19 protein-coding genes are annotated in these 24,695 nt (G+C 69.0%); 7 read left to right on the forward strand and 12 right to left on the reverse strand.

Annotation, left to right across the window (positions count from 1 at the left end):
• Position 1: 1 nt before the first annotated feature.
• The 7 genes from ACFOWB_RS11640 to ACFOWB_RS11670 form a co-directional block, all read right to left on the reverse strand.
• The gene (locus tag ACFOWB_RS11640) at positions 2-1,354 is read right to left on the reverse strand and encodes a hypothetical protein (RefSeq protein WP_378147413.1); all 1,353 of its coding nucleotides are present in this window, start codon (positions 1,352-1,354) and stop codon (positions 2-4) included.
• An 84-nt stretch (positions 1,355-1,438) separates the two neighbouring features.
• Entirely contained in the window at positions 1,439-2,338 is a 900-nt protein-coding gene (locus tag ACFOWB_RS11645) for a 3-methyl-2-oxobutanoate hydroxymethyltransferase (RefSeq protein ID WP_378147415.1), read from the reverse strand.
• Positions 2,339-2,417: 79 nt separating this feature from the next.
• Positions 2,418-3,419, reverse strand: a complete 1,002-nt coding sequence (locus ACFOWB_RS11650) for a lysozyme inhibitor LprI family protein (protein WP_378147417.1) — start codon at positions 3,417-3,419, stop codon at positions 2,418-2,420.
• A 33-nt stretch (positions 3,420-3,452) separates the two neighbouring features.
• Positions 3,453-4,259, reverse strand: coding sequence for an alpha/beta fold hydrolase (locus ACFOWB_RS11655; protein WP_261402419.1), 807 nt, complete (start codon positions 4,257-4,259; stop codon positions 3,453-3,455).
• Positions 4,256-6,904, reverse strand: coding sequence for an excinuclease ABC subunit UvrB (gene uvrB, locus ACFOWB_RS11660; RefSeq protein WP_378147419.1), 2,649 nt, complete (start codon positions 6,902-6,904; stop codon positions 4,256-4,258). Before uvrB ends, ACFOWB_RS11655 begins: the two co-directional genes overlap by 4 nt.
• Positions 6,905-6,956: 52 nt before the next feature.
• Positions 6,957-7,934 (reverse strand): DUF808 domain-containing protein, encoded by a 978-nt coding sequence (locus tag ACFOWB_RS11665; protein WP_261402420.1) that lies wholly within the window; start codon positions 7,932-7,934, stop codon positions 6,957-6,959.
• A 184-nt stretch (positions 7,935-8,118) separates the two neighbouring features.
• The gene (locus ACFOWB_RS11670; protein WP_261402421.1) at positions 8,119-9,090 is read right to left on the reverse strand and encodes an aldo/keto reductase; all 972 of its coding nucleotides are present in this window, start codon (positions 9,088-9,090) and stop codon (positions 8,119-8,121) included.
• 202 nt (positions 9,091-9,292) lie between these two features.
• Here ACFOWB_RS11670 and ACFOWB_RS11675 point away from each other — a divergent pair, with 202 nt between their 5' ends.
• The 4 genes from ACFOWB_RS11675 (at position 9,293) to msrB (ending at position 15,284) form a co-directional block, all read left to right on the forward strand.
• Entirely contained in the window at positions 9,293-9,526 is a 234-nt protein-coding gene (locus tag ACFOWB_RS11675; RefSeq protein WP_261402422.1) for a hypothetical protein, read from the forward strand.
• A gap of 1,670 nt (positions 9,527-11,196) precedes the next feature.
• The gene (locus ACFOWB_RS11680; protein WP_261402423.1) at positions 11,197-12,723 is read left to right on the forward strand and encodes a sulfatase; all 1,527 of its coding nucleotides are present in this window, start codon (positions 11,197-11,199) and stop codon (positions 12,721-12,723) included.
• Between the two features lie 92 nt (positions 12,724-12,815).
• Entirely contained in the window at positions 12,816-14,816 is a 2,001-nt protein-coding gene (locus tag ACFOWB_RS11685; protein ID WP_378147422.1) for an AI-2E family transporter, read from the forward strand.
• 57 nt (positions 14,817-14,873) lie between these two features.
• Positions 14,874-15,284 (forward strand): peptide-methionine (R)-S-oxide reductase MsrB, encoded by a 411-nt coding sequence (gene msrB / locus ACFOWB_RS11690; RefSeq protein WP_261402425.1) that lies wholly within the window; start codon positions 14,874-14,876, stop codon positions 15,282-15,284.
• A 4-nt stretch (positions 15,285-15,288) separates the two neighbouring features.
• Here msrB and ACFOWB_RS11695 read toward each other — a convergent pair whose 3' ends face one another.
• Both ACFOWB_RS11695 and ACFOWB_RS11700 read right to left on the reverse strand, forming a co-directional pair.
• The gene (locus tag ACFOWB_RS11695) at positions 15,289-15,852 is read right to left on the reverse strand and encodes an SRPBCC family protein (protein ID WP_261402426.1); all 564 of its coding nucleotides are present in this window, start codon (positions 15,850-15,852) and stop codon (positions 15,289-15,291) included.
• Positions 15,849-16,196 (reverse strand): ArsR/SmtB family transcription factor, encoded by a 348-nt coding sequence (locus ACFOWB_RS11700; RefSeq protein WP_261402427.1) that lies wholly within the window; start codon positions 16,194-16,196, stop codon positions 15,849-15,851. Before ACFOWB_RS11700 ends, ACFOWB_RS11695 begins: the two co-directional genes overlap by 4 nt.
• A gap of 135 nt (positions 16,197-16,331) precedes the next feature.
• Here ACFOWB_RS11700 and ACFOWB_RS11705 point away from each other — a divergent pair, with 135 nt between their 5' ends.
• Positions 16,332-17,138, forward strand: coding sequence for a GGDEF domain-containing protein (locus ACFOWB_RS11705; RefSeq protein WP_261402428.1), 807 nt, complete (start codon positions 16,332-16,334; stop codon positions 17,136-17,138).
• Here the strand turns inward: ACFOWB_RS11705 and ACFOWB_RS11710 are convergent.
• Positions 17,123-18,322, reverse strand: coding sequence for a PQQ-dependent sugar dehydrogenase (locus ACFOWB_RS11710; protein ID WP_378147425.1), 1,200 nt, complete (start codon positions 18,320-18,322; stop codon positions 17,123-17,125). The genes ACFOWB_RS11705 and ACFOWB_RS11710 overlap by 16 nt on opposite strands.
• 165 nt (positions 18,323-18,487) lie before the next feature.
• On the opposite strand from ACFOWB_RS11710, the gene ACFOWB_RS11715 reads away from it, so the two are divergent.
• Positions 18,488-19,297, forward strand: coding sequence for a polysaccharide deacetylase family protein (locus ACFOWB_RS11715; RefSeq protein WP_378147427.1), 810 nt, complete (start codon positions 18,488-18,490; stop codon positions 19,295-19,297).
• A 140-nt stretch (positions 19,298-19,437) separates the two neighbouring features.
• Here the strand turns inward: ACFOWB_RS11715 and ACFOWB_RS11720 are convergent, their stop codons facing one another.
• Together ACFOWB_RS11720 and ACFOWB_RS11725 are read right to left on the reverse strand one after the other, a co-directional pair.
• Positions 19,438-20,787, reverse strand: coding sequence for an Nramp family divalent metal transporter (locus ACFOWB_RS11720; RefSeq protein WP_378147430.1), 1,350 nt, complete (start codon positions 20,785-20,787; stop codon positions 19,438-19,440).
• Positions 20,788-21,005: 218 nt separating this feature from the next.
• A complete protein-coding gene (locus ACFOWB_RS11725; protein WP_261402431.1) occupies positions 21,006-21,797 on the reverse strand; it encodes a sulfotransferase in 792 nt (263 codons plus the stop codon).
• A 191-nt stretch (positions 21,798-21,988) separates the two neighbouring features.
• Here ACFOWB_RS11725 and ppdK point away from each other — a divergent pair, with 191 nt between their 5' ends.
• Positions 21,989-24,679 (forward strand): pyruvate, phosphate dikinase, encoded by a 2,691-nt coding sequence (gene ppdK, locus ACFOWB_RS11730; protein ID WP_378147433.1) that lies wholly within the window; start codon positions 21,989-21,991, stop codon positions 24,677-24,679.
• Positions 24,680-24,695 lie beyond the last annotated feature (16 nt).

A 24,695-nucleotide genomic window follows, 5' to 3' on the forward strand; every position in this document is an offset into this window, starting at 1 on the left:
GTCACTGGCCGTCGGCTGAGACGGGCGGTCCGCCCGCGGCGGCGCAAGCCTTCAGCGCCGCCGCGCGCTTGATGTCGATCAGGTCTTTCGCGGCCCCGACCTGGATCGCATAGGCGCGTTCGTTGCTCTTCCTTCTCAGGTTGAGATAGTCGAACGTCTTCTCGACATCGTGGCAGCTCTCGCCGGTCAGAGACGTCTCGATCGAGTTGAGGTCCGTCCACAACACGCTCTCAACATGGTCGAGCGCGGTCGAAAGCTCGGCGTATTTCTTCGGGTCGCTGAACGTGAAGGACTCGGCGAGACGCGCGCGCAGATCCTCCGGCGGCAGCACCCAGCCGGATTTCGAGAGATCGGTGAGCGCCGAGACGGCCGTGTTCAGCGCGCGCCGCGTCATCGGCGCTTCGGGCGAGACCAGAGTGGCGTAGTGCGCCGCTTGCTGAAGCGAGGCGAGGAACCGCGTCCAGCGCCGCATCGGCTCGCGCATCCGCTCATAGGCGCGCAACGCGCCCTCGCCGACGCCGGTGAAGGGGTTGGCCTCGACGCTGCGGGTCTCGTCGGCGCGCCATTTGCGCAGCACCAGCGGAACCTCGACGCTGAAGGCGTCGACGTTCGAGGCCGGGACGTCGATCGCCTTCGGCCTCCAGCCTATCACCACGATCCGCTCGACATAGGCGCCCGACGTGAACAGGGACCGGTCGTAGGCGAAGGCGTAGACGCCGTCGGACGCCGCGAGCCACACCGGATCGGCGAAAGGGTCTTCGCGCGTGCCGACCTTCCACTCGAACGCCGATGAGTCCCCGGAAATCTTCAGCGTTCCCGCCTGCGCCCCGCCGGACGCGCCGAGCAGAAGGGCGGCGGCGACGGCGGTCGCGGCGACGCCGTCCCGCAGCTTGATCCCGAGCAGGGCCGCGGCGAGCGCCAGATAGGCGATGCGGCCCGCGACCGCGAAATTCGCGACATGGGCGACCGCGGTCTGAGTCTTGGCCGCTTCCCCCTGGTCGAGCACGGCGATCAGCGCGTCGCGCGCGACGTCCTGCGAGAGCACCGCGTCCATCCAGAGATAGGACGCCCATCCCACGAGGCAGATCGCGATCGAGGCGTTGAACAGCGTCTTCTTGTCCTTGGAGGGCGCGAGAAAGGCGAGCGCCGCCGCAAGCGCGACCGGGGTCGATACGCCGGCCAATGCGGCGTCCGAGACGATGGCGGGAGCGGCGGCGGAGATCGCCTTGGCGGCCGCGCCGCCAAGGCCGAGCGCATGCCCGCCGGGCACTTCTGCGAATTGGGAGGCGATGACCACGGCCGGCGCGACGCCGAGCGCGAGAATGCAGATGAACGCGAGACTCCTGCCGGTCATGCCGATCCCCCAACCTTCTGCAACCGAAGATAGAGGTATGTTAAAATAACAATCAATACGTGTTCTGCGCGGGCGTGGGCGCGATCAGGTTGCAGGGTCGCTCGGCTCGTTCCCGGCTCTCTTCTCGCCCGCGAGACGCTCGAACCGCGCCAGCTCCTCGGGCGGCATATGGACGTCGCTCTCGGCCGCCGGATAGGCGCCGGCCACGCAGTCGTCGCGATAGCGCGTCAGCGCGTCCTCGATGATCGCGCCGACATTGGCGTAGGCGCCGCGGTTCTTCGGGATCGGGAAGGCGGAGTAACCCACGAGGTCGCCGCTGATGTGATAGACGCCGTCATTGACCCGGCCGCCGCCGAGCGTGACCACGGGGGCGGAGAGTTCGGCGGTCAGGCGCGCCGCGAGCTCGGTCGGAATCTGCTCGGCGATGAAGGCGAAGCAGCCGGCCTCCTCGAAGGCGCGGGCGCCGTCGAGGATCGCGGCCGCCTCCTCGGCCGAGCGGCCCTTGATCCCGAAGCCGCTCTGCTCGACTCGGCGCGAGGCCTGCATGCCGACATGGCCCATGACCGGCACGCCCGCCGCCACGATCGCGGCCACATGCGGAGCGATGCGCCGGTCGCCCTCGCATTTCACCACGTTGGCCCCGCCCTCGCGCACGAAGCGCACGGCGCTTTCGACAGCTTGAGCCGGCGAAGCGTGGTAGCTGCCGAACGGCAGGTGCCCGACCACGAGACCGAAGCGCGCCACGCGGCTCACCGCCCGGGTGAGGAAGAGCTGCTCCTCGAACGTCACCGTCGTGGGATCGGGATGGGCGAGCAGCGACATCGGCCCGGCGTTGCCGACCACCAGCAGGTCGAAGCCGACGCGGTCGGCGATCGCGGCCATCGGCGCGTCGTAGACCCCGATCGAGGTGATGCGCTCGCCCGCGGCCTTCTTCCGGCGCAGCGCGTTGAGCGTGACCTTGCGGCGCACGGGTTCGGCGGACATCAGCGGCTCCGATCAAAGAGAAGTCAGTCGATCGGATATATGGATTTCAATCGCCGCTCAACGCTGCGGCGAGGCCGCGTCAGTTCTCCGCGAACGAGCGGAGGTTCTCGGTGCGCCGGGTCGTGAGCGCGGCCGCAAGCCGGTCCGAGGACGTCTTGGAGCCGGCGGCGGCCGCAAACGCCGTGAAGGCGTCGCGATAGGCGAGCCAGGCGCGCTGCGTGGTCTTGATGCCGGCCTTGGTCACCGTGCCCCAGCGGCTTTCGTCCGGCTCGGCCTGCGCCGTCCTGTAGGCGGCGTTGAGCGCGCCGTCGGCGGTCGACAGCGCGGTCTTGACGTCGAGCGGGCCGGTCCCGAGCGCGGCGCGGAGCGTCGCGAGAAACGCCTCGTCCTCGTCCTCCTTCGCGCCCGTCACCATGGCGCCGCGGGCGGTGCCCGAGAGGTCCACCTCGTTCTCCCCGACGGCGTCGCGATAGGCCGTGAAGGCCTTGCGCAGTCTGGCGTAGGCGGCGCTCGCCGGCGGCGTCAGCCGGGCGGCGAGGCGCGTCAGCTCCGCGTCTCGGCCGACCGCGTCCTTCTTCGCGGCGCGCGAGGAGCAGAAGCCCATCATCATCCCCGAGGTGATGTCGTCGCAGAAGTCGAACCGGTCGGGGACCGCGGCGCCCTGGCGTTTGCGCTCCAGAAGATGCTCGACGCGGCCGGAGATCTCGGCCGGCGCGCCGCCGGCCGCGCAGGCGTAGGCGATCGCGAGGTCGTCGTTGCGGGGCGCGCCGTCGCCGTTGGCGTAGATCATCGAGAGGATCGCGGCCGGCGGGAAGGCGATGTCGGGCTCGCCGGTCGCGTTCAGCGCGCAGGCGCGCGCCGGACCGTAGGCGGGGGCCGCGCCGACGCCGTCATAGAGGTCGAGCGCGTCGCATCCCTTCGGCGACGGTCCGGCGGAGCCGGGCTTCGGCAGCCCGAGCTTTGCGGCCTTGTCGCACGCGGCCTTGACCGCGGCGTCGTCGGCGAGCGCGGCGAAAGGCGCGAGCAGCAGCGCGACCACCGCGAAAGCGAGGCCTCGCGGTCGGAACGTCGTGCTCGTCATCTGTCGCCCCATGCGTCGGTTTCGGCGGACGTCCTAGCGCGGAACGGCGACGCGAAGAAAACGCTCGATCATGGCGTCGACCTGATCGGGGACCTCGAGCTGGCAGAAATGGCCCGAACCGACGGTCTGGCCGTAGAGCATGTCGGGCGCGAGTTCGCGCAGCCGCGCAAGATCGGTCCGCGGGGTCGGCTCGTCGGCCGCGACGTAGAGCGCGGGCGTGCGCAGGCGCGCCGTGGCGGTGGCGGGGTCGTAGTCGCGCAGGCCCTCGAAGGCCGCGACCATCACATGCCGGGGCGCGGCCGCCATGGCGTCGAGAATGCGGTCGCGCCGGTCCGGGTCGTCGGTCGGGATGAAGAGCGCCGCGCCCACATAAGCGCGCAGCGCCGCGGCGCCGTCCGGGCCGCGCAGTTTTTCCAGAAAGGCCGGGATCGCGACGCGGGCCGCGGCCGGCAGTGCCACTGCGGCGTCGATCATGACGAGCGCCTCGACGAGGTCCGGCCGGCGCGCCGAAAGGTCGAAGCCCACGATGCCGCCCATGCTGTGGCCGACGACGAGGGATCGCTCCAGCCCCAATTCTCCGCACAGCCAGGCGAGGTCGTCTGAGAACGCCTCCATCGGATAGGGCTGGACGGGCTTGTCGCTCGCCCCGTGGCCGCGCAGGTCGACCGCGACCACGCGCCGGCCGAGCGCCGCGAAATGGTCGGCCTGCGGCGCGAGATAGGACTGGTCGCAGCACCAGCCGTGGACGAGCAGGACCGGCGGTCCGTCGCCCGGCGTCTCGGCGAAGGCGAGAGAGACGCCGTCGCGCGTCAGCGTGCGAAGCCGGGCCTGCGCCGTCACCGCCGCTTCGGCCCCTGTCGCCTTCCGCCCGGCCGAAAGTTCTTCGTCATCATGTCGGGCTTCTCGCGCCGCGGGGCGTCGTCGTCGTGGAGCGGGGTCACGCGGTCGGTGCCGGGGCCCATGTCGTCGAGGCTCGGCTTGGCCACCCTGGACTGGCTTGTCGAAGACTTGGGCGGCGTGTTGGCCGAGCGCCCGTATTTGCGGTCCCCGCCATAAGAGCCGGCGCGGTCCTCCACCGCGTATTGCCGCGCCATCGGGTCGTCGGCGAGCGCGAGTTCGGTCTGCTGCAGGCGCTTGATCTCGTCGCGCAGCCGCGCGGCGGTCTCGAATTCGAGGTCGGCCGCGGCCTTGCGCATGCGGGTCTCGAGGTCGGCCAGCGTCGCCTTCATGTTGTGGCCGGCGCCCGGCGTGTCCTCGGAGAACCCCTTGTCCACGGTGACGCGGTCGCGCTCGTAGACCGAGTTCAGGATGTCGCCGATCTCGCGGCGCACGCTTTCGGGCGTGATGCCGTGCTCTTCGTTGTAGGCGAGCTGCTTTTCGCGCCTGCGGTCGGTCTCCGCGATGGCGCGCGCCATCGAGCCGGTCTCCTTGTCGGCGTAGAGGATGACCTTGCCGTCGACGTTTCGCGCCGCGCGGCCGATGGTCTGGACCAGCGAGGTCTCCGACCGGAGGAAGCCCTCCTTGTCGGCGTCGAGGATCGCCACCAGCCCGCATTCGGGGATGTCGAGGCCCTCGCGCAGCAGGTTGATGCCGACCAGCACGTCATAGGCGCCGAGCCGCAGGTCGCGGATGATCTCGATGCGTTCCAGCGTGTCGATGTCGGAGTGCATGTAGCGGACCCTTATGCCCTGCTCGTGCATGTATTCGGTGAGGTCCTCGGCCATGCGCTTGGTGAGCACCGTGACGAGCGAGCGATAGCCCTTGGCCGCGGTCTCGCGCACTTCTCCCAGCAGATCATCGACCTGGCTGCGGGCGGGGCGCTGCTCGATCATCGGATCGATGAGGCCCGTGGGGCGGATGACCTGCTCGACGAAGACGCCGCCGGTCTGCTCCATCTCCCAGGAGCCTGGCGTCGCCGAGACGTGCACGGTCTGGGGCCGCATCGCGTCCCATTCCTCGAACCGCATCGGCCGGTTGTCCATGCAGGACGGCAGCCGGAAGCCGTATTCGGCGAGCGTCGCCTTGCGCCGGAAGTCGCCCCGATACATGCCGCCGATCTGCGGGATGGTGACGTGGCTCTCGTCGGTGAAGACGAGCGCGTTGTCGGGCAGATATTCGAACAAAGTGGGCGGCGGCTCGCCGGGTTTGCGGCCAGACAGCCAGCGCGAATAGTTCTCGATGCCCGCGCAGGAGCCCGTCGCCTCCATCATCTCGAGGTCGAACTGGGTGCGCTGCTCGAGCCGCTGGGCCTCCAGCAGCCGGCCCATCTTGGTGAGCTCGACGAGGCGGTTCTTCAGCTCGTCCTTGATGCCCTTGATGGCCTGGTTGAGCGTCGGCCGTGGCGTGACGTGATGCGAATTGGCGTAGATCTTGACGGCCTTGAGGTCCTGGTACTTCTGGCCCGTCAGCGGGTCGAACTCCTGGATCGTCTCGATATCGTCGCCGAACAGGCCGACGCGCCACGCCCTGTCCTCGTAATGGGCCGGGAAGATCTCGATCGTGTCGCCGCGAACCCGGAAGGTGCCGCGCACGAAATTCACGTCGGCGCGCTTGTACTGGAGCGCCACGAGGTCGGCCATCAGCTGGCGCTGCGCGATCTGCTCGCCGACCTGCAGCACGAAGGTCATCGAGGTGTAGGTCTCGACCGAGCCGATGCCGTAGATGCAGGACACCGACGCCACGATGATGACGTCGTCGCGTTCGAGCAGAGACCGCGTCGCGGAGTGCCGCATGCGGTCGATCTGCTCGTTGATCGAGCTTTCCTTCTCGATATAGGTGTCGGATCGCGCGACGTAGGCTTCCGGCTGATAATAATCGTAGTAGGAAACGAAGTACTCCACCGCGTTGTCGGGGAAGAACGACTTGAACTCGCCGTAGAGCTGCGCCGCCAGCGTCTTGTTGGGCGCGAGAATCAGCGCGGGACGCTGGGTCTCCTGGATGACCTGCGCCATCGTGTAGGTCTTGCCCGAGCCGGTGACGCCGAGCAGCACCTGGTCGCGCTCCTGCCGGCGGATGCCGTCGACGAGTTCTGAGATCGCGGTCGGCTGGTCGCCCTTGGGCTCGTACTCGCTCTTCAGGTGAAACGTCTGCCCGCTTTCGAGCTTGGCGGGCCGCTCCGGCCGATGCGGCACCCAAGGCTTGCCCTGAAGCTCGGGCCGGCCGTGCTGGATCAGCTGCTCGAGCGCCGCAACGGTGGCAGATACGCCCTTGGACGGATCGAAATCGGCCGGCAGCGCGCCGACGTCGGTCTCGTTCACCGCCCCGAAGCCGCGCGGCGCCTTCTGGGGATCGGGCGCCGGCTCGTGGTCCTGGATCTGCCGACGCTTGCCTTTGGGCTTGGCGGCCGCGGCCTTGGCGGCGGCGTCGGGGCCCCGGCCGAGCGCCTTCAGCAGGGCTGCGTCGGCCGTGACGTCTTCGAGCGGCGCGCCCTCGAAGGCGGCCTGCGGGGCTTCGGCGAATCCGGACTTTCGGGACGATTTCGGCATGGGCCGAATATAGGCGCGTCGGTCCGGACGTGCGACGGCGCCGGCGCGAAAATCAGGCGGGTTTCGCCCAGAGGCCGCGGAGCGCGTCCCAAGCCGGCGCGAGCGCATAGCCGACCAGCGGGATGATGGCGAAGCCGATCGCCAGCCCGATCGCGCCCGCGGCGGCCGCGCCCACGGCCCATTCCGCGAAGCCCGCGGCGGCGGGAACCGCATGGCCCGCGGCCACGGCCCAATCGTGGATCGCGTGAGCGATCGCGCCGAGCCCGTATTCCTCGAGCCCGTGCACCACGATGCCGCCGCCGACCCACACCATCGCGGCGGTGCCAACGATCGCCAGAACCTTCAGGAAAACCGGCATGCCGACCACGAGCCCGCGGCCGAGCGCGCGCACCAGGGATCCGGCCTGCGACTTCGCCATCGCGACGCCGGCGTCGTCGGCCTTCACGATCAGCGCCACCACGCCGTAGACCGCGACCGTGATGCCGAGGCCCACCACCGCCAGCACCGCGGCCTTGGTCCAGAACCCGCCGTCCGGCACGGCCGCGAGCGTGATGGCCATGATCTCGGCGGACAGGATGAAGTCGGTCTTGATCGCGCCCGCGATCTTGGCGTCTTCGAGCGCCTTGGCGTCGGCCGGGTCGGCGATCGCGGCCTCGTGCGCGTGGGCGGCGTGGGGAAACAGCTTTTCGTAGATCTTCTCCGCGCCCTCGTAGCAGAGGAACGCGCCGCCGAGCATCAGCAGCGGGGTGATGAGGAACGGCGCCAGCAGGCTGAGCGCGAGCGCCGCCGGGAGCAGGATCAGCAGCTTGTTGCGCAGCGACCCGAGCGCGATGCGCCCGACGATCGGCAGCTCGCGGTCGGCCGCGAAGCCCACCACGTAGCGCGGCGTCACGGCGGCGTCGTCGATCACGACGCCTGCGGCCTTGGCGCCGGCCTTCGCCGCCTGGCCCGCCACGTCGTCCAGCGAGGCGGCGGCGACCTTGGCGAGCGCCGCGACGTCGTCGAGCAACGCGATCAGACCGACGGACATGCAAGACCCCCTTGGATGCCGGCCATCGGGCGGCGCCGCTCGTTCGGAACACGGACGCGCCATAGCACGCGCGAAATTCGACTTTTGCGACCGCCGACGCCAAATCCGTCGCGCGTCAAAGCACGATCGCTTTATTTAGCCGCCTGCGGCGACGGCGTCGGTCACGCCCTTCGAAGCGGTCCGCTCACGCGTAGCCCGCCACCGCATGCGGCTGATAGGGCGCCTCGAGCGTCGCGATCTCGTCCTCGGTCAGCTTCAGCGACAGCGCCGCCACCGCGTCCTCGATATGGCCCGGCCGCGACGCCCCGATGATCGGCGCGGTGATCCCCGGCTTCTGGATCACCCAGGCGAGCGCCACCTGCGCCCGCGAAACCCCGCGGGCGGCCGCCACGCGGCCCACCGCCTCCGCCACCTCTCGGTCGGAGGGCACGTAGAGCGTCTTGCCGAACTCGTCGGTGTCGGCGCGCGCGCTTCCCTCGTCCCAGTCGCGCGTCAGCCGCCCGCGGGCGAGCGGCGACCACGGGATCACGGCGATCCCCTCTTCGCGGCAGAAGGGGATCATCTCCCGCTCCTCCTCGCGATAGATCAGGTTGAGGTGGTTCTGCATCGAGACGAATTCGGCCCAGCCATGGCTGCGCGAGACATGCACGGCGTTCACGAACCGCCAGGCGCTCATCGACGAGGCGCCGATATAGCGGATCTTGCCGGCCCGCACGCAGTCGTTCAGCGCCTCCAGCGTCTCCTCGATCGGCGTGCCGTAGTCGAATCTGTGAATTTGATAGAGGTCGACATAGTCGGTCCCGAGCCGCTTCAGGCTGGCGTCGAGCTCTGAAAGAATAGCCTTGCGCGACAGCCCCGCGCCGTTTGGGCCCGGCCGCATGCGCTGGCACACTTTCGTCGCCAGCACGATCTCGTCGCGTTTGGCGAAGTCGCGGATCGCCCGCCCCACGATCTCCTCGCTCGAGCCCAGCGAATAAACGTTGGCGGTGTCGAGAAAAGTGATCCCGGCCTCGAGCGCCTGCCGGATGAGCGGGCGGCTCGTCTCCTCGTCGAGCGTCCACGGATGCGCGCCGCGGCCGGCGTCCCCATAGGTCATGCAGCCGAGGCAGATCTTCGAGACGTCGAGGCCCGTGCGGCCGAATTTCTCGTAGTTCATGAAAGCGCCTCCATGGCGGGCGAGGCGCGGGGAGTTAGGCGGCGGGAACGGAGAGGGAAGGGCGGCGCGAGGCGGGCCGGACCCGCGCCGTGCCGGATTGAAAATCCGCCCGCGCGCCCCATATCCTCAGCATCGTCGGCATTGCGTATCGGGCGCCGGCGGCTGAGAGCCAATGGAGCTCCCGCTCGCAGGGGAGAGAGCCATGGTCTCGAGAACAGCCGCCACGTCGCGTGAAGCCCAGACGAACAAGGCGTTTCAGGACATCGTGACCAAGGAACGGAACGAGCGGGACGCCAAGACCGCTCGCCTCAAGGCCCTTCGCCTCGCCCGCGACGCCGAAGAAGCTGCGCAGGCCAAGGCCGCTCCCGCCAAGGCCCCCGCCGCCAAGAAGGCCGCGCCCCGCAAGGCGGCGGCGAAGAAGCAGGCGGTGGGGTGAGAGGCTAAGCAGAGCGTCGGTCTGCTCGCGCGCAGCTCTTTGAGCGCGCGCTGGAGCGCCAATTGCTGGATTGATCGAGCAAGCGTGCGGCTGAAGTTTTGCCGCGGGAGCGCTTGTGACCGCTGCGGTCTGAGTTGGAATTGCGCCTGCCGCGCCCGCTGAAACCTTAGGGTGGATGCGGCGGATCTGTCTGTCGAAGCGCCTTTCCATGAAGACATATGTGACGTGTCGCGCTCGCTCGCGAATGGGAGCGCGGAGGTTCGCCTGCCCATCTTGCGGCTTAGCCAAATGGAGATTCGAGCGGGGCTGGCCGTCTTCCACAGCGAGACCCGAAGGCCACGAGATCATCCTAGCCGAGGGCGCGGCGGCCGAAACCTTCGTGGAGAACGTCACCCGACGCCTTCGAAGACTTCGAAGAGTTTGCGGCGTGAGCGCAGACGCGATCGCCGAGCTCGCCTAAGCCCCGCGCCATGAGCCCGTGATAGGCGCCGTCCGCCATCCGCGCCCGCACTGCGGATTCCGCCGGCCAGCGACTGGCGCAGGCGTGTAACGAACCGCGCAGCTTGACCGGACTTTTCGGGTGCTTCGGCCTTTCGGCGGTCGCGCGCTTGGCCCGCGGCATTAGACCCGGATGGTGTGCTTAGGATAAAATTCCTTGGCATCCGCCTCGTCCCATGCTCTCCTCTTTCGGCCTTTTCCCACACGGAAGGCGTGTCTGGACCGGCCGGGCGTGCGGGGAAGGGGGCGGCGCCCGCGGGCTGGGAGGACCGGATCTCCCGGCTCCCGGGGCGCATTGACGGCGGCGTCCGTCGTCGCGCGCGATCCCCGGCCGATCCGGCTGGAGACGAGGCGGGACGGCCTGATGTCGAGACCAGCCGGCACGATGACCGGTGCGCCTAGCGCAGGCGTAAGGGCGGGCGGCGGCGGCCCTCTCCGGCCTTCGGGATCGCGAGATCCCGGAACGCCGCGGGGCTGTCCGAGGACCTGACGGCCCCGTGCTCGACGAGCCGGGGGCCAGAAGGATCCGGGAGCGTCGCGACCGTTCGAGAGTCGACCGCCGCGAGCGCTAAGACGCCGTGCGCGGGGCGCCGGGCGACCGGTCAGCCCAGAACTACGGCATGTACGGTGGCCCGGCGTCCCGCGCCCTTCCGTATCCTGACCGACGGTTTCGTTTCGAAAACTGCGCTCTCTGACCCCGCGACCCGCCGTTGCTTCGCCGCCCATCCGGGCCCCGGAGGGTTTTGGCGCGGCGGCGCGACCCGCGGCGTCTGCGCGTCGCGGGGGAGGGCGACGGAGCGGCGGCGGCGCGGCCCGAAAGCGTCGCGCAGGCGCCCGTTCGCAGGGTCGTTCGACGGCCCGTCGGGAGTCCGGTCCGGCGCCTTGGCGGCGCCTTTTCGCGGGTCCGGGGGCGATCCTGTCGGCCTTCTGTCGGGAGAGCGGCGAAGTGGCCCAGAAGGTCGAAAGTGATCGGGTGACCTCAAGCCATGCGGTTTCGGAGGGGCCGCAATGCGCCGATGCCGCTTGTCCGGATGTCGTTATAAGTCCATGGAAACAAGCGTAATTTTGAGATTTCTCATCACCTTCCCGTCATCAATCGATAAATTATATAGACAGAGTCGATTTATTGAGGCCAAGTCCGTCGTCCAGCGATTGCGGGGATTGAATCGGACATGGCGCGAGACGTTTCGAGACGTGAGATTCTGGCGGCCGGCGCGGCCGTCGCTTTCGGGGGTGGGGCTCTGGCCGGACCGGCGCAGGCCGCCGTCGGCGGCGATCTGGCGGCGCCCGCCAAGGGCGGGGGCGGCGGCAAGCGCCCGAACGTGCTGTTCGTGGCGATCGACGACCTGAACGACTGGACCGGGTTCCTCGGCGGCTATCCGGGCGTTAGGACCCCGAACCTCGACCGCCTCGCCAAGATCGCGACCGGCTTCACCCGGGCCTATACGCCGGCGCCCGCCTGCAAGCCCGGCCGCGCCTCGATCCTGTTCGGCGTCGAGCCCCACAAGAGCGGCGTCTACACCAACGACAGCGGCGACTGGTGGCAGAGCGATCTCGCCGACAAGCCCTCGATCGTGCGGTTCTTCCGCGACGCCGGCTACAAGACGATCGGCACCGGAAAGCTGTTCCACGGCGGCTGGCGGCACAACGGCGACGAGCCGCGCGGCAACGATCCCGACGCCTGGACCGAGTTCGAGCCGCTGACCGAGCTGATCCAGAGCGGCAAGGAGATCCTCGAATGGGGGCCCGAGGGCAAGACCGAGAAGACCGAGGACGTCGGCCGCGCCGAGTGGCTCGTCGACAACGTCTTGTCGAAACGCCACGGCAAGCCGTTCTTCGCCGCCTTCGGGCTGCGCAAGCCGCACATGCCCTGGGTCGTGCCGCAGGAGTGGTTCGACCGCTATCCTGAGAACAAGCTCGACTATCCGCTGGGCGCGCTCGACGTCGAGCACACCGGCATCCGGGGCAACAAAGACGTGCGCGATCTCTCCGACGCCGGACGGGCGATGATCGAACAGCACGTGAAGGATCACCGCCGCATCATCGCGGGCAAGGGCTGGAAGTCCGCGATCCAGGCCTATCTCGCCGCGATCTCGCTCGCCGACCACGCCGTCGGCCTCGTGCTCGACGGGCTTAAGAAGGGGCCGAACGCCGCCGACACGATCATCTGCGTCTGGTCCGACCACGGCTGGCAGCTCGGCGAGAAGCTCGCCTGGCGCAAGTTCACCCTGTGGGAGCGCGCCACCCGCGTGCCGATGCTGATCGGCGGTCCGGGCCTGAAGGCGGGCCTGTCCGACACGCTGATCTCCAGCATCGACCTCTATCCGACGCTCGCCCAGCTGGCCGTGGGCGAGGCGCCCAAGCATCTCGACGGCGTGTCGTTCGCGAAATATCTGCGCGGCAAGGGCGGAGAGCCGCGCGACCACGTGCTGTCGACCTGGTCGCTCGACCTCAAGGAGGGCGGCGGCGCGAACGCGCACCGGCACTTCGCCGTGCGCGACAAGACCTACCGGCTCATCGTCTACGGCGACGGTTCCCGGGAGCTCTACGACCACCGCGTCGATCCGTGGGAGTGGACCAACCTGCTCGACAAGACGAACCGAGGCCAGGCCGACCAGGGCGCGGTCGCGGAGCTCGAGCGCTTCGTGCCGAAGCGGTCCGCGCCTGAGGTCGGCGACTCCAAGAACGAAGAAGATTAGGACGCGGCGGAACCGCTGGCGTCCCAGGACGTTAGGCTCTCCGGGCGATTGACGCGCGCGGCCCGCCGCGCGCCTGTGCGAGCGATGATCCGGTGAGCAGGGGGACGGCCGCGCCAAGCGGCGAACTGCCGGAAAGCGGCGTGGTCCGCGGAGCGGCCTGGACGATCGTCGTCATGGGCGTGGTGACCGCGCTCTATGTCGGCGCGGATCTGCTGATCCCGATCGCGCTCGCGCTGCTTCTGTCCTTCGTGCTCTCCCCGATCGTCAGTCTCGCCAAGCGGACCCGCGTCCCGCGTTCGGCCGCCGTGGTGTTCGCGGTCGCGCTCGCTTTCAGCGTGATCGTCGGCCTCGGCGCGATCATCGCAGGCCAGATGGGGCAACTCGCCGGCGACCTGCCCAAGTATCAATCGACGATGCGCGAGAAGGTCCAGTCGATGCGCGGCTGGACCTTCGGCTCCGGCACGCTCGAGCGGGCCGCAGACATGCTGCAGAATCTCGGCAAGGAGTTCGACGCGCCGGCCGGCGGCGTGACGCTGCGCCCCGGCGCCAAGCCCGAGCGTGACGGCGCCAAGGCCGACGAGCCTGCGCCTCCCACGCCGGTCGAGATCGTCACTCCGCCGCAGAGCTCGATACGGAACCTGCAGGACATCGTGACGCCGCTCATCCATCCGATGGCGACGCTCGGCATCATCGTCATCTTCGTGATCTTCATCCTGCTCGAGCGGGAGGATCTGCGGAACCGCCTGATGGGCCTCGCCGGGGCGCGCGACATCCCGCGCACCACCGCCGCCATCGACGACGCGGCGCGGCGGCTGTCGCGGCTGTTCCTCACCCAGCTCGGACTGAACTCGGCCTTCGGCTTCGTGATCGGCGTCGGCCTGTGGGCGATCGGCGTGCCGAGCCCCGCGCTGTGGGGCATCGTCGCCGGCGTGCTGCGGTTCGTGCCCTACGTCGGCGCGGTCATCGCCGCGGTGTTCCCGATGGCGCTCGCCGCCGCGGTCGATCCGGGCTGGACGATGCTGATCGCGACCGCGGCGCTGTTTGCGGTTGTGGAGCCGGTGGTCGGCCATGTGATCGAGCCGCTGGTCTACGGCCGCTCCGCCGGGCTGTCGCCGGTCGCCGTGGTGGTGGCGGCGACGTTCTGGACGGCGCTGTGGGGGCCGATCGGCCTCGTGCTCGCGACGCCGCTCACCGTCTGTCTCGTGGTGCTGGGACGGCATGTCGAGAGCCTCGGCTTTCTCGCGACCCTTCTCGGAGACCGTCCGGCGCTCACCCCCGCGCAGCTGTTCTATCAGCGTATGCTCGCCGGCGATCCGGCGGAGACCTCGGAGAAAGCCGAGGAGTTCCTGCGGGAGAAGTCTCTGTCGGCCTATTACGAGGAGGTCGCGATGCCAGGCCTTCTGCTCGCCCAGCGCGACGCCGAGGCGGGCATCCTGAAGCCCGAACGGCTCGCCGCGCTCCGGAACTCGGTGAGCGAGCTCGCCGACGATCTGGCGCGCTACGACGACGCCGACCCGACGAGCGACAAGACCGCGACCGACCCAGAAGCCGTGGAGGCGATCGAAGCCGTCGAGGCCTCCGAGGCCAGCGAAAAGCGCGCCGGCTGGGCGTTGCCGAGGCCGCGCTTCGGCGCGGCGGCGCCGGTCGAGGCGCCGAAGCCGATCGATCCCGATGCGGTGCTCTGCGTCGGGGCCCGCACGCCGGTCGATCAGGCGGCCGCCGTCATCGTGGCGCAGATCCTGTGCAAGAACGGGGTGTCGGCGCGGCTCGTCGAGGGAGACGATCCCCAGACGGCCGGCGCGGCGCCGCCCGTGTGGTGCCTCGTGGCGCTCGATCCCGGCGACGCTCAGCTGCGGCTCGGCGTGCGCCGCATCAAGCGGGCCGGCGAAGAGGCGCAGGTCGTGGTCGCGCGCTGGCGCTCGGAATCGACCGATTGGAGCGCCGAAGCGGCGCGCCGCGCGATCGACAAGGAGCGCGCCTCCGCCCGGGCCGACGCCGTGGCGCTGTCGCTCGGCGACGCGGTGGAGCTCTGCCGCGCGGCCAAAGCCGCCTCGGCCCAGCTCGGGCCCGCCCGCGCCGCTCTGCCGGCCTGACCCCTGCCGCTTCGGTTCAGCCGCCCCATATTCGGGTTGAAGTAGAGGGAGAAGCCGATGAGCACGACCGACGCCGCCTATGAGGTGACCCGCACCGAGGCCGAATGGCGCGAGCTGCTCACCCCCGAACAGTACGACGTCATGCGCCGGCACGGCACCGAGCGCGCCGGCACCTGCGCGGTCATGCTCTCGGAAAAGCGCCAGGGCGCGTTCTGCTGCGCCGGCTGCGGCCAGGCCCTGTTCCGCTCCGGCGACAAGTTCGAGAGCGGCACAGGCTGGCCGAGCTATTCCTCCCCGGTCGACGGTTCGGTCGAGACGACCGAGGACAGGAGCTACGGGATGCGGCGCACCGAGGTGCACTGCTCGCGCTGCGGCAGCCACCTCGGTCATGTGTTTCCGGACGGCCCGCCGCCGACGGGCCTGCGCTATTGCATCAACGGCGTCGCGCTGAACTTCGAAGCCGAGTGACGGCTCAGGCGGAGGGGAGCCGGCCGTCATAGACCGGCTCGACCTCCTCGATGACGCTCCAGAACCGCTCATGCGAGCGGTTCTCGAGCACCGCCTCCAGAACGTCGAGATGCGCGTGCCAGCCGCCGGAGACGCTGCGCGCCTCGTCGCGGTCCTTCAGCAGGCGATGGACGAGGGTGAGGCGGACTTTTCCATCCGCCGCCTCGGCGAGGTCAATCGCGACTTCGGAGCTGTCGCCGGGATCGCCCCACCAGCTGAACGTCAGCCCATGCGGCGGCTCCCAACGGAGAACGCGCCCGTGGCTTTCGATCTCGACGGCGTGTTTCTGGAAGCGCTCCGGGATCGTCTCGCCGGCCGGCGTCAGCGAGCCGTTGTCGAAGATGATCGTGACGTCGCCGCCGACCCGAGGCTCGATCTCGCCTGCGCCAAGCCAGAGCTTGCGCTTCTCGCCCTCGACCAGGAACGCCCAGACCCTCTCGATCGGGCCCGGCAGGATGCGATGGAAGGTGATCTCGCGCGCTCCGGTGATGGAGCCGAAGCGGGTTTCGTCGAGCGTGGCGGCGGTCATGTGTCGTCTCCAGTCGTGTTGGTTTCAACGTCGGCGACCAGCGCCGCCTCGAGCGCGTCGAGTTTGCCGGCCCAGAAACGGCGGTATGGGGCGAGAAAGGCCTCCGCCTCGGCGAGCGCCTCGGGGGCGAGACGGCAGACATGCGTGCGCCCGCGGATCTCCCGCGCCAGCAGCCCGGCCTGCTCCAGGACCTTCACGTGCTTGGCGGCGGCGGCGAACGACATCGCATGAGGCGCGGCGAGCTCTCCGACGCTTCGCTCGCTCAAGGCGAGCGCCGCCAGCATGCCGCGGCGGGTCGGGTCGGCGAGGGCGCGGAACACGGCGTCGAGCTGTTTTTCAACCATATGGTTTAATGTCATGCCATGCCGAGTATGTCAACCATACGGTTGAATGTCTGGATGCGCATCTGGCTACCGCCATGCAGCGGCGGGGCCTATGGTCTGAGACTCTTAAGGTCTTTGTGATGTGATGCGGCCACGATGGACCGTCTGCTTCCCTATCTGCGCGTCAAATCCGGCCGCCACGTTCTGCTCTGGACGGGACTGATCACGCTCATCGCGGTCGGGGCCCCGGTGCTTTCGCTTGCGGTGCCGATGGCGATGATGCCGCGTCTGCCGTCGAGCGCTTTCTGGGGAACGCTCGCGATCGCGGCCGCCATTCCGCTTCTGATCGCTCCGCCGATCTCGTTGTTCGCGCTCTCAATGCTGCGCCTGCTGACGATGACGATCGAGCGCGTCGACGACTACGTGCGCTACGACCCGCTCACCGGCGTGCTCAGCCGCGCCTATCTTCTTGGCCAGATCCGGGAACGGCTGGCGGTCGGCGGCGTCTTCCTGATGGCGGACGCGGACCGCTTCAAATCGATCAACCACACCTACGGCCATGACATCGGCGACGAGGCGCTGAAGGCGGTCGCGAGCGCGCTCCGCACGGCGCTCGGTCCCGACGCGCTGATCGGACGCCTCGGCGGCGAAGAGTTCGGCGTGTTCCTGGTCGGGGCGGACGAGGCGAGAGGCGCCTCCGCCGCCGCCGCGGTGTGCGCCGCGATGCGCGAGGCGGGCGCGGTCGTCGCCGACCATGAGCTTCGGCTGACCATCAGCGTCGGCTGCGCGACGCACCGCTTCGGGCGCTCGCTCGAGGAGACGATGAAACTCGCCGACCAGGCGCTCTACGAGGCCAAGCACGGCGGCCGCGACCGCTATTGCGTGGCGGGCGCTCCCGACGCGACGCCGACCATCGTGGTCCGCACGGCGGGCCGGAAGTTCCGGGATCAGCCGCCGACGTAGGAGACGCGGTAGATCGCGCCGTTGTGGTCGTCGGAGACCAGCAGCGAGCCGTCCCGCATCACATGGACGTCGACCGGACGGCCGACATAGTCGTCATCCTGCACGAAGCCGGTCAGGAACGGCTCGACCGTGATGACCTCGCGGCGATCGTTCAGGAAGGCGACCGCGACGTCGGCGTTCTTGCGGGCGCGGTTCCAGGGACCGTGCCGGGCGATGAAGATCGCGCCGCGATACTTCTCGGGAAACGACGCGCCCGTGTAAAAACGCATGCCGAGCGGGGCGGCGTGCGCGCCGAGCAGCGCCGCCGGCCTTGCGAATTCCGAACATTGCCGCGCGCCGGCGAATTCGGGATCCGCCATCAGCCCCGAGTGGCAATAGGGAAAGCCGAAGTTCTCGCCGGGCCGGGTGACGTGATTGAGCTCGTCGAGCGGCATGTCGTCGGAAATCCAGTCCCGCTGGTTGTCGGTGAACCAGAGATCGCCGGTGCGCGGATCGAAGTCGAGGCCGACGGAGTTGCGGATCCCGGTCGCGACCGTCTCAAGCCCGGTGCCGTCCGGGTTCATCCGGAAGATACGGGCGTAGCGGTCGCCGGGCGCGCAGATGTTGCAGGGCGCGCCGACCGGCACATAGAGCTTGCCGTCGGGGCCGAAGCGAAGCGATTTCCAGCCGTTCTGCGGGGAGACGGCGAAGCGGTCATACACCACTTTGGGCTCGCCCGGGTCATCCAGCCGGTTCTCGATGTCGTCGAATTTGAGGATGCGCCGCGGCGTCGCGACATAGAGCGCGCCGTCGCGGAACTCGACGCCGTTGGCGAGCGGCGTGTCGTCGAGGACCGTCTTCACCTCTCGGCGGCCGCCCTTGTCGACGACAGCGTAGACCTTGTTGGCGACGAACAGCGACGAGACGAACAGCGTGCCCCGCGCGCCCTCGCGCATCATGCGGGCGTCGAGCACGTCGCTCGCCCACACCTCGACCTTGAAGCCCTCCGGGGCGCGAAGCTTCCCGATCGGAAGCTGGTCGGCGGGCGTCGGCACCGGGAAGGCGGACACCGGCGCGAGGCGGTAGCCGTGCTCGGTTTTCGGCCGGCCGATCGCCCAGAAATCCTCGCTCCGGTCGGCCGCGACCGCGCCGCAGGCGAAGATCGCGAGCGCCAGCACGGAACCGAGAATTAACCTGGCGTTCACCACGAAACGCGTCTCCTCGCCGCAAAGCGTCGTGCGGCGTCGATGGCTGCGGCAGGCTAGAGCCCGCGGCCTGCGTCGCCAAGCGCACCAAAGTTCCGCATGTCATGCTTTGGCCGGAATGCGGGCGCGTCTCACGGTCGCGCACCCACTTATGGACGAACGCCAGTGAAGCACGCAGCGCTGATCGCCCTTGGATTTCTGGCGCTCGCTTCCGCGCCCGCCGCGGCTGGCGACTTCGAGCCCCGGTTGAGCTTCGCGGCGGAGGCCGGCCCGCGGACCGTCGCCCTGACGTTCGACGCCTGCGCCGGGGGCTTCGACAGGCGGGTGATGGACGCGCTGATCGCGGCGAACGCCAGGGCAACGATCTTCGTCACCGAACGCTGGCTGAAAAAGAACGCCGCGGCGCTCGCCGAGATCAAGGCGCGGCCGGACCTGTTCGAGATCGAGAACCACGGCAAGGACCACGTCCCGGCCGTGACCGACGCCGCGACGATGTTCGGCATCCGGACCGCCGCGACGATCGAGGGCGTGCGGACCGAGATCGAGGGCGGCGCGAAGGCGATCGAGACTGCGACGGGGAAGCGGCCGAGCTGGTATCGCGGCGCCACCGCCCGCTACAGCCGCGACGCGATGGAGCTTTCGCAAAGCCTCGGCATGAAGGTCGCAGGCTATTCGCTCAACGCCGACATGGGCGCGTCGCTTCCTGCGGCGTCCGTGGCGCGGCGGATGGCGGCGGCGCGGTCCGGCGACGTCGTCATCGCGCACATCAACCAGCCGGGGCGGCCGGCGGGGCAGGGCGTCGCCGACGGCGTCCGGGCGCTCGCGGCGTCGGGCGCGCGGTTCGTGAAGCTCGACGAAGTCCAGACGAAAAGCGACGAGGGCGCGCCGGTCGTGGTGGCGAGGCGCAAGCCGGCGGCTCCGAAGCCAGCCGGCTCCGAGATCCCGCCGGGCGCGGCCCCGACGCGGCGCGGCTGAAACGAAAGCGCCCTTGTCCCGGACTTGATCCGGGACCCAGAACCGATGGCCTTTCAGGAAGAGGCGCCGCCGTCGAGGTTCTTGATTCCGGGCGTGTCGGTTCTCGGTCCCGGATCAAGTCCGGGACAAGCGCGGAGGCCTTACGCGCCGCTGACGAAATCCACCACCAGCTTGACGTTCAGCACCACGATCGTGAGCGCGACCAGCGCGGCGAGCGCCGACATCCAGCGCGGGGCGACGAAGTCGCCCATCTTGGAGCGGCTGGCGGTGAACCAGACCAGCGGGATCACCGCGAAGGGAAGCTGAAGGCTCAGAACCACCTGGCTCAGGACGAGCAGCTTCGCGGTGCCGCTCTCGCCGTACCAGAGCGTGACGAAGATCGCCGGCACGATGGCGATCGCGCGGGTGATCAGCCGCCGAAGCCATGGCGCGAGGCGGATGCGAAGAAAGCCCTCCATAACCACTTGCCCGGCGAGCGTCGCGGTCACGGTGGAGTTCAGGCCGCAGCACAGCAGCGCGACGCCGAAGGCTGTGGCCGCGATCGCGCCGCCGAGGAGCGGCCCGAGCAGGGTATGGGCCTCGCCGAGCTCCGCCACCTCGGTCTTGCCGTTGGCGTGGAAGGCGGCGGCCGCGAGGATCAGGATCGAGGCGTTGATCAGGAACGCGAAGCCGAGCGCGATGGTGGAGTCGGTCACCGCCCATTTGATCGCCTCGCGCTTGCCGGCGTCGTCGCGGCCATAGGCGCGGGTCTGCACAACAGACGAATGCAGGTAGAGATTGTGCGGCATCACAGTCGCGCCGACGATGCCGAGCGCGATGTAGAGCATCGCGGGATTGCTCACGAGTTCAGTTGTGGGCGCGAGGCCCTTGATGATCGCGCCGAGATCGGGATCGGCCATCGCGAGCTGGACCGCGAAACAGGCGGCGATCACCAATAAGAGGCCGATTACGAAGGCCTCGATCCAGCGGAAGCCGACGCGCTGAAGCATCAGCACGAGGAAGACGTCGAGCGCCGTGATGACCACGCCGATCTCGAGCGGGATGCCGAACAGCAGGTTGAGGCCGATCGCGGTGCCGATCACCTCGGCGAGGTCAGTGGCGCAGATCGCGGCCTCGGCCAGCACCCAGAGGCAGAAGGCGATCGGCTTCGGAAAGGCGTCGCGGCAGGCCTGGGCGAGGTCGCGGCCCGTCGCGATCCCCAGCCGCGCGCAGAGCGCCTGCAGCAGGATCGCCATCAGGCTCGACAGGGCGACCACCGCCATCAGCGCGTAGCCGAACTGCGAGCCGCCCGCGAGGGAGGTCGCCCAGTTGCCCGGGTCCATGTAGCCGACCGCGACCAGATAGCCGGGCCCGAAGAATGAGAGAAACCGTCGCAGGTTCGAGCGGCCCCCGACGCGCACGGAGGCGTTCACCTCGGCGAGCGAGGCTTCGCCGGGTCGGCCGCGCCAGCCGGAGAAAGGAGACGAGGGAGAAGCTGCGACGTCGGACATGAGCGGGCGGGCCATCGAACCCCAATTGTTTTGGATCGCTTCTGAGTTTCGTTCGCAACTGAGATTTTTGCAAGTGGTTCGCAAAAGCGATTTTGCGATGCGGGATGCTTCGAGACGTCGCAGGGGCCGGGACTGGAGCGTGACGGATCGACGGTCCCGGTTGGGGGCGGACCGGCGGTCGTCGGTTCAAGCTTGGGAGTGCAGCCGCGGTCCGCGCGCTATTCGAACTCGTCCCCGAGCCCGCGCGGGAAAGGCTGGCCGAAACCATGGCGGAGGCGCGCCAGGATCCAGACCGGATGCGTGCGGTAGCCTCCCCCGAGCGTCGGCGCGTAGCCGAAGGCTGGGCACTGGTCGATGACGGCGGCCTCATAGGCTCCGAGCGCGCTGCGGTCGAAGAAGTCGCTGTCCTCGACCACGCGCGGCGCGTAAGTCGAGCGACGGCTGCCGCGATCCTTCAGCTCGTTCGCCGTCGCCTCGATCCGCGCCTCGTCGAGCAGAACGCCGGCCGCCGAAACGATCCTGCGAAGTTCGTGCGCCGGATCGCTCTCAAGCGCCTCGTGGGCGATGAGGACCGAGCGTTCCGGCGGCTTTACGATCCACTTGTCGTGGAAGCGCTTGTAGTAGGCGAGGCGGTGGGCGAGGAAGTCGTAGAACCTTGCCCTGGCCGAAATCCCGTCCCGGGCTGGGCGCATCCCGGATCGCTTGCGGCGGAGTTCGGCGCCGGAAATGGCGTTGGCCACCGGCGAGCGATGCTGCACCAGATAGAGCGCGCCAGCCACGTCAGTCGGCAGGCGGAACGCGAAGTCGTGGCTCTTCTGATAGACGAATTTCCGGCCTTCCGTCTTCACGCACGGCGCGGCGCGGCAGCAGTCGGCGATGTCGTAGGTCGAGCAATATTTCAGCTGCGCGCCGAAATAGCCCTTCAGCAGCCGCGAGAGGTGGTGGTGGCCGGATCTCGGGATCGACGCTCCGAGAATTGAGGTCGTGACGATATCCGCGGGCTCGGTCACCGGCTGGTCGTTCTCCGCCGAAAGGACTCAGGCCGCCTTCTAACATGCGCGCATGTCCGCGTGTCCACACGTCGCCAAGGCGCCTGCTCCGCTGCCGGGCGCTTGTGCGTTGCGGCAGAGCGTGCCACGTGACGAGCCGTCCGCTGCGCGCCAGACGCGCAGGCGGGCCGAGACTTCAGGAGACCGGCTCGATGACCAAGTGGGTGCTGACCTTCGGCGGCGGCAAGGCGGAAGGGAGCGCCGAGATGCGCGAGCTTCTGGGCGGCAAGGGCGCGAACCTCGCCGAGATGGCGAATATCGGCCTGCCCGTTCCTCCCGGCTTCACCATCACCACCGAGGCCTGCACCTATTACTTCGCGAATGGCCGCAAGCTGCCGCCAGAGCTCGAGGCGCAGGTCACGAACGGTCTCGCCCATGTCGAGAAGCTCACCGGCCGCAAGTTCGGCGACGCCGAGAACCCGCTGCTCGTTTCGGTGCGCTCCGGCTCGCGCGCCTCGATGCCGGGCATGATGGACACGATCCTCAATCTCGGCCTCAACGACCGCACGGCGCAGGCCATCGCCGACAACGCCGGCGACCGACGCTTCGCCTATGACAGCTATCGCCGCTTCATTCAGATGTATTCCGACGTCGTGCTCGGCCTCGACCACGATGTCTTCGAGGAGCAGCTTGAGAGCCTGAAGGACCAAAAGGGCGTCCATGAGGACACCGACCTCGACGCCGACGACCTCGCGGGTCTGGTCAAGGTCTACAAGAAGAAGGTCGAGGAGGAGCTCGGCGAGCCCTTTCCCGAGGATCCGCTCGCCCAGCTCTGGGGCGCCATCGGCGCGGTGTTCTCCTCCTGGATGAACAATCGCGCGGTGACCTACCGCAAGCTCAACCGCATCCCCGAGGACTGGGGCACGGCGGTCAATGTCCAGGCCATGGTGTTCGGCAACATGGGCGAGACCTCCGCGACCGGCGTCGCCTTCACGCGCGATCCGTCCACCGGCGCCAAGCTGCTCTACGGCGAGTTCCTGGTGAACGCGCAAGGCGAGGACGTGGTGGCGGGCATCCGCACGCCGCAACCGATCACCGAAGCCGCGCGCAAGGCCGGCAAGGTCGAGGCGCCTTCGCTCGAAGCCAAGATGCCGGAGGTGTTCGCCGAATTCGTCGCGACCGCCGACAAGCTCGAGGCGCATTACCGCGACATGCAGGACCTCGAATTCACGGTCGAGCGCGGCAAGCTGTGGATGCTGCAGGCCCGCAACGGCAAGCGCACCGCAAAGGCCGCGATCAAGATCGCGGTCGACCTCGTGAAGGAAGGCGTGCTGACCAAGGAGGAGGCGGTCGCGCGCATCGATCCGGCCTCGCTCGACCAGCTCTTGCACCCGACCATCGACCCGAAGGCGGAGCGCAAGATCATCGCGACCGGTCTCCCTGCTTCGCCGGGAGCCGCCCGCGGCGAGATCGTGTTCTCGTCGGAGGCCGCCGAAGAGATCGCCGGCAAGCCCGACGAGGACAAGGTCCGCAAGCAGGTTATCCTCGTTCGCGTCGAGACTTCGCCGGAGGACATCTCGGGCATGCATGCGGCGGCGGGCGTTCTGACGACGCGCGGCGGCATGACCAGCCATGCGGCCGTGGTCGCGCGCGGCATGGGCAAGCCCTGCGTTTCGGGCGCAGGCTCGCTGCGCATCGACGAAAAGGCCGGCACGCTCACCGTCGGCGGCAAGACCTACCGGGCCGGCGACGTCATCACGATCGACGGCTCCACCGGCCAGGTTCTCGAGGGCTCGGTCGCGATGATCGAGCCTGAGCTCTCGGGCGACTTCGGCGAACTGATCGCCTGGGCCGACGAGATCCGCCGCATGAAGATCCGCGCCAACGCCGAGACGCCCGCCGACGCGCGCGCAGCCCTCAGCTTCGGCGCGGAAGGCATCGGTCTCTCCCGCACCGAGCACATGTTCTTCGACGAGGCCCGCATCGTCGCTGTGCGCGAGATGATTTTGGCCGACGACGAAGCCGGCCGCCGCAAGGCGCTCGCCAAGCTCCTGCCGTTCCAGCGCGACGATTTCCGCGAGCTGTTCGAGATCATGAAGGGGCTGCCGGTCACGATCCGACTTCTGGACCCGCCGCTGCACGAGTTCCTGCCGCACACCGACAAGGACATCGCCGAAGTCGCCGAGGCGATGGGCGCCGAGCCCGCGAAGCTGAAAGGTCGGGCGCAGGAGCTGTCCGAGTTCAATCCGATGCTCGGCTTCCGCGGCTGTCGTCTGGCGATCGCTTTCCCGGAGATCGCCGAGATGCAGGCCCGCGCCATCTTCGAGGCGGCGGTCGAGGCCGGCAAGTCGACCGGCGAGAAAGTCGTCTGCGAAGTGATGGTGCCGCTCGTCGTCGGCCGCGCCGACTTCGACTTCGTGAAAGCGCGCATCGACGCCATGGCGAAGGCGGTGCAGGAGGAAAGCGGCGAGACGCTCGTCTACCAGGTCGGCACCATGATCGAGCTGCCGCGCGCGGCGCTGCGCGCCGCCGAGATCGCCGAGACCGCCGAGTTCTTCTCCTTCGGCACCAACGACCTGACCCAGACGGGCCTCGGCATCAGCCGCGACGACGCGGCGCCGTTCCTGTCGCATTACGTCGACAAGAAGCTGCTGCCCTACGACCCCTTCGTCACGATCGACCGCGACGGCGTCGGCGAGCTGGTCTCGATCGCGATCGAGCGCGCCCATACGGTGCGCCCGAAGATCAAGCTCGGCATCTGCGGCGAGCATGGCGGCGACCCTGCCTCGATCGAGTTCTGCGAGGAGGTCGGGCTCGACTACGTGTCCTGCTCGCCCTTCCGCGTGCCGATCGCGCGCCTCGCCGCCGCGCAGGCGACGCTGAAGGCGCGGGCCAAGGGCTGACCCACTCTGCGGCGGG

It is taken from the genome of Chenggangzhangella methanolivorans, from assembly GCF_042648545.1.
In the GTDB taxonomy this organism is placed as follows: domain Bacteria; phylum Pseudomonadota; class Alphaproteobacteria; order Rhizobiales; family Methylopilaceae; genus Methylopila; species Methylopila methanolivorans.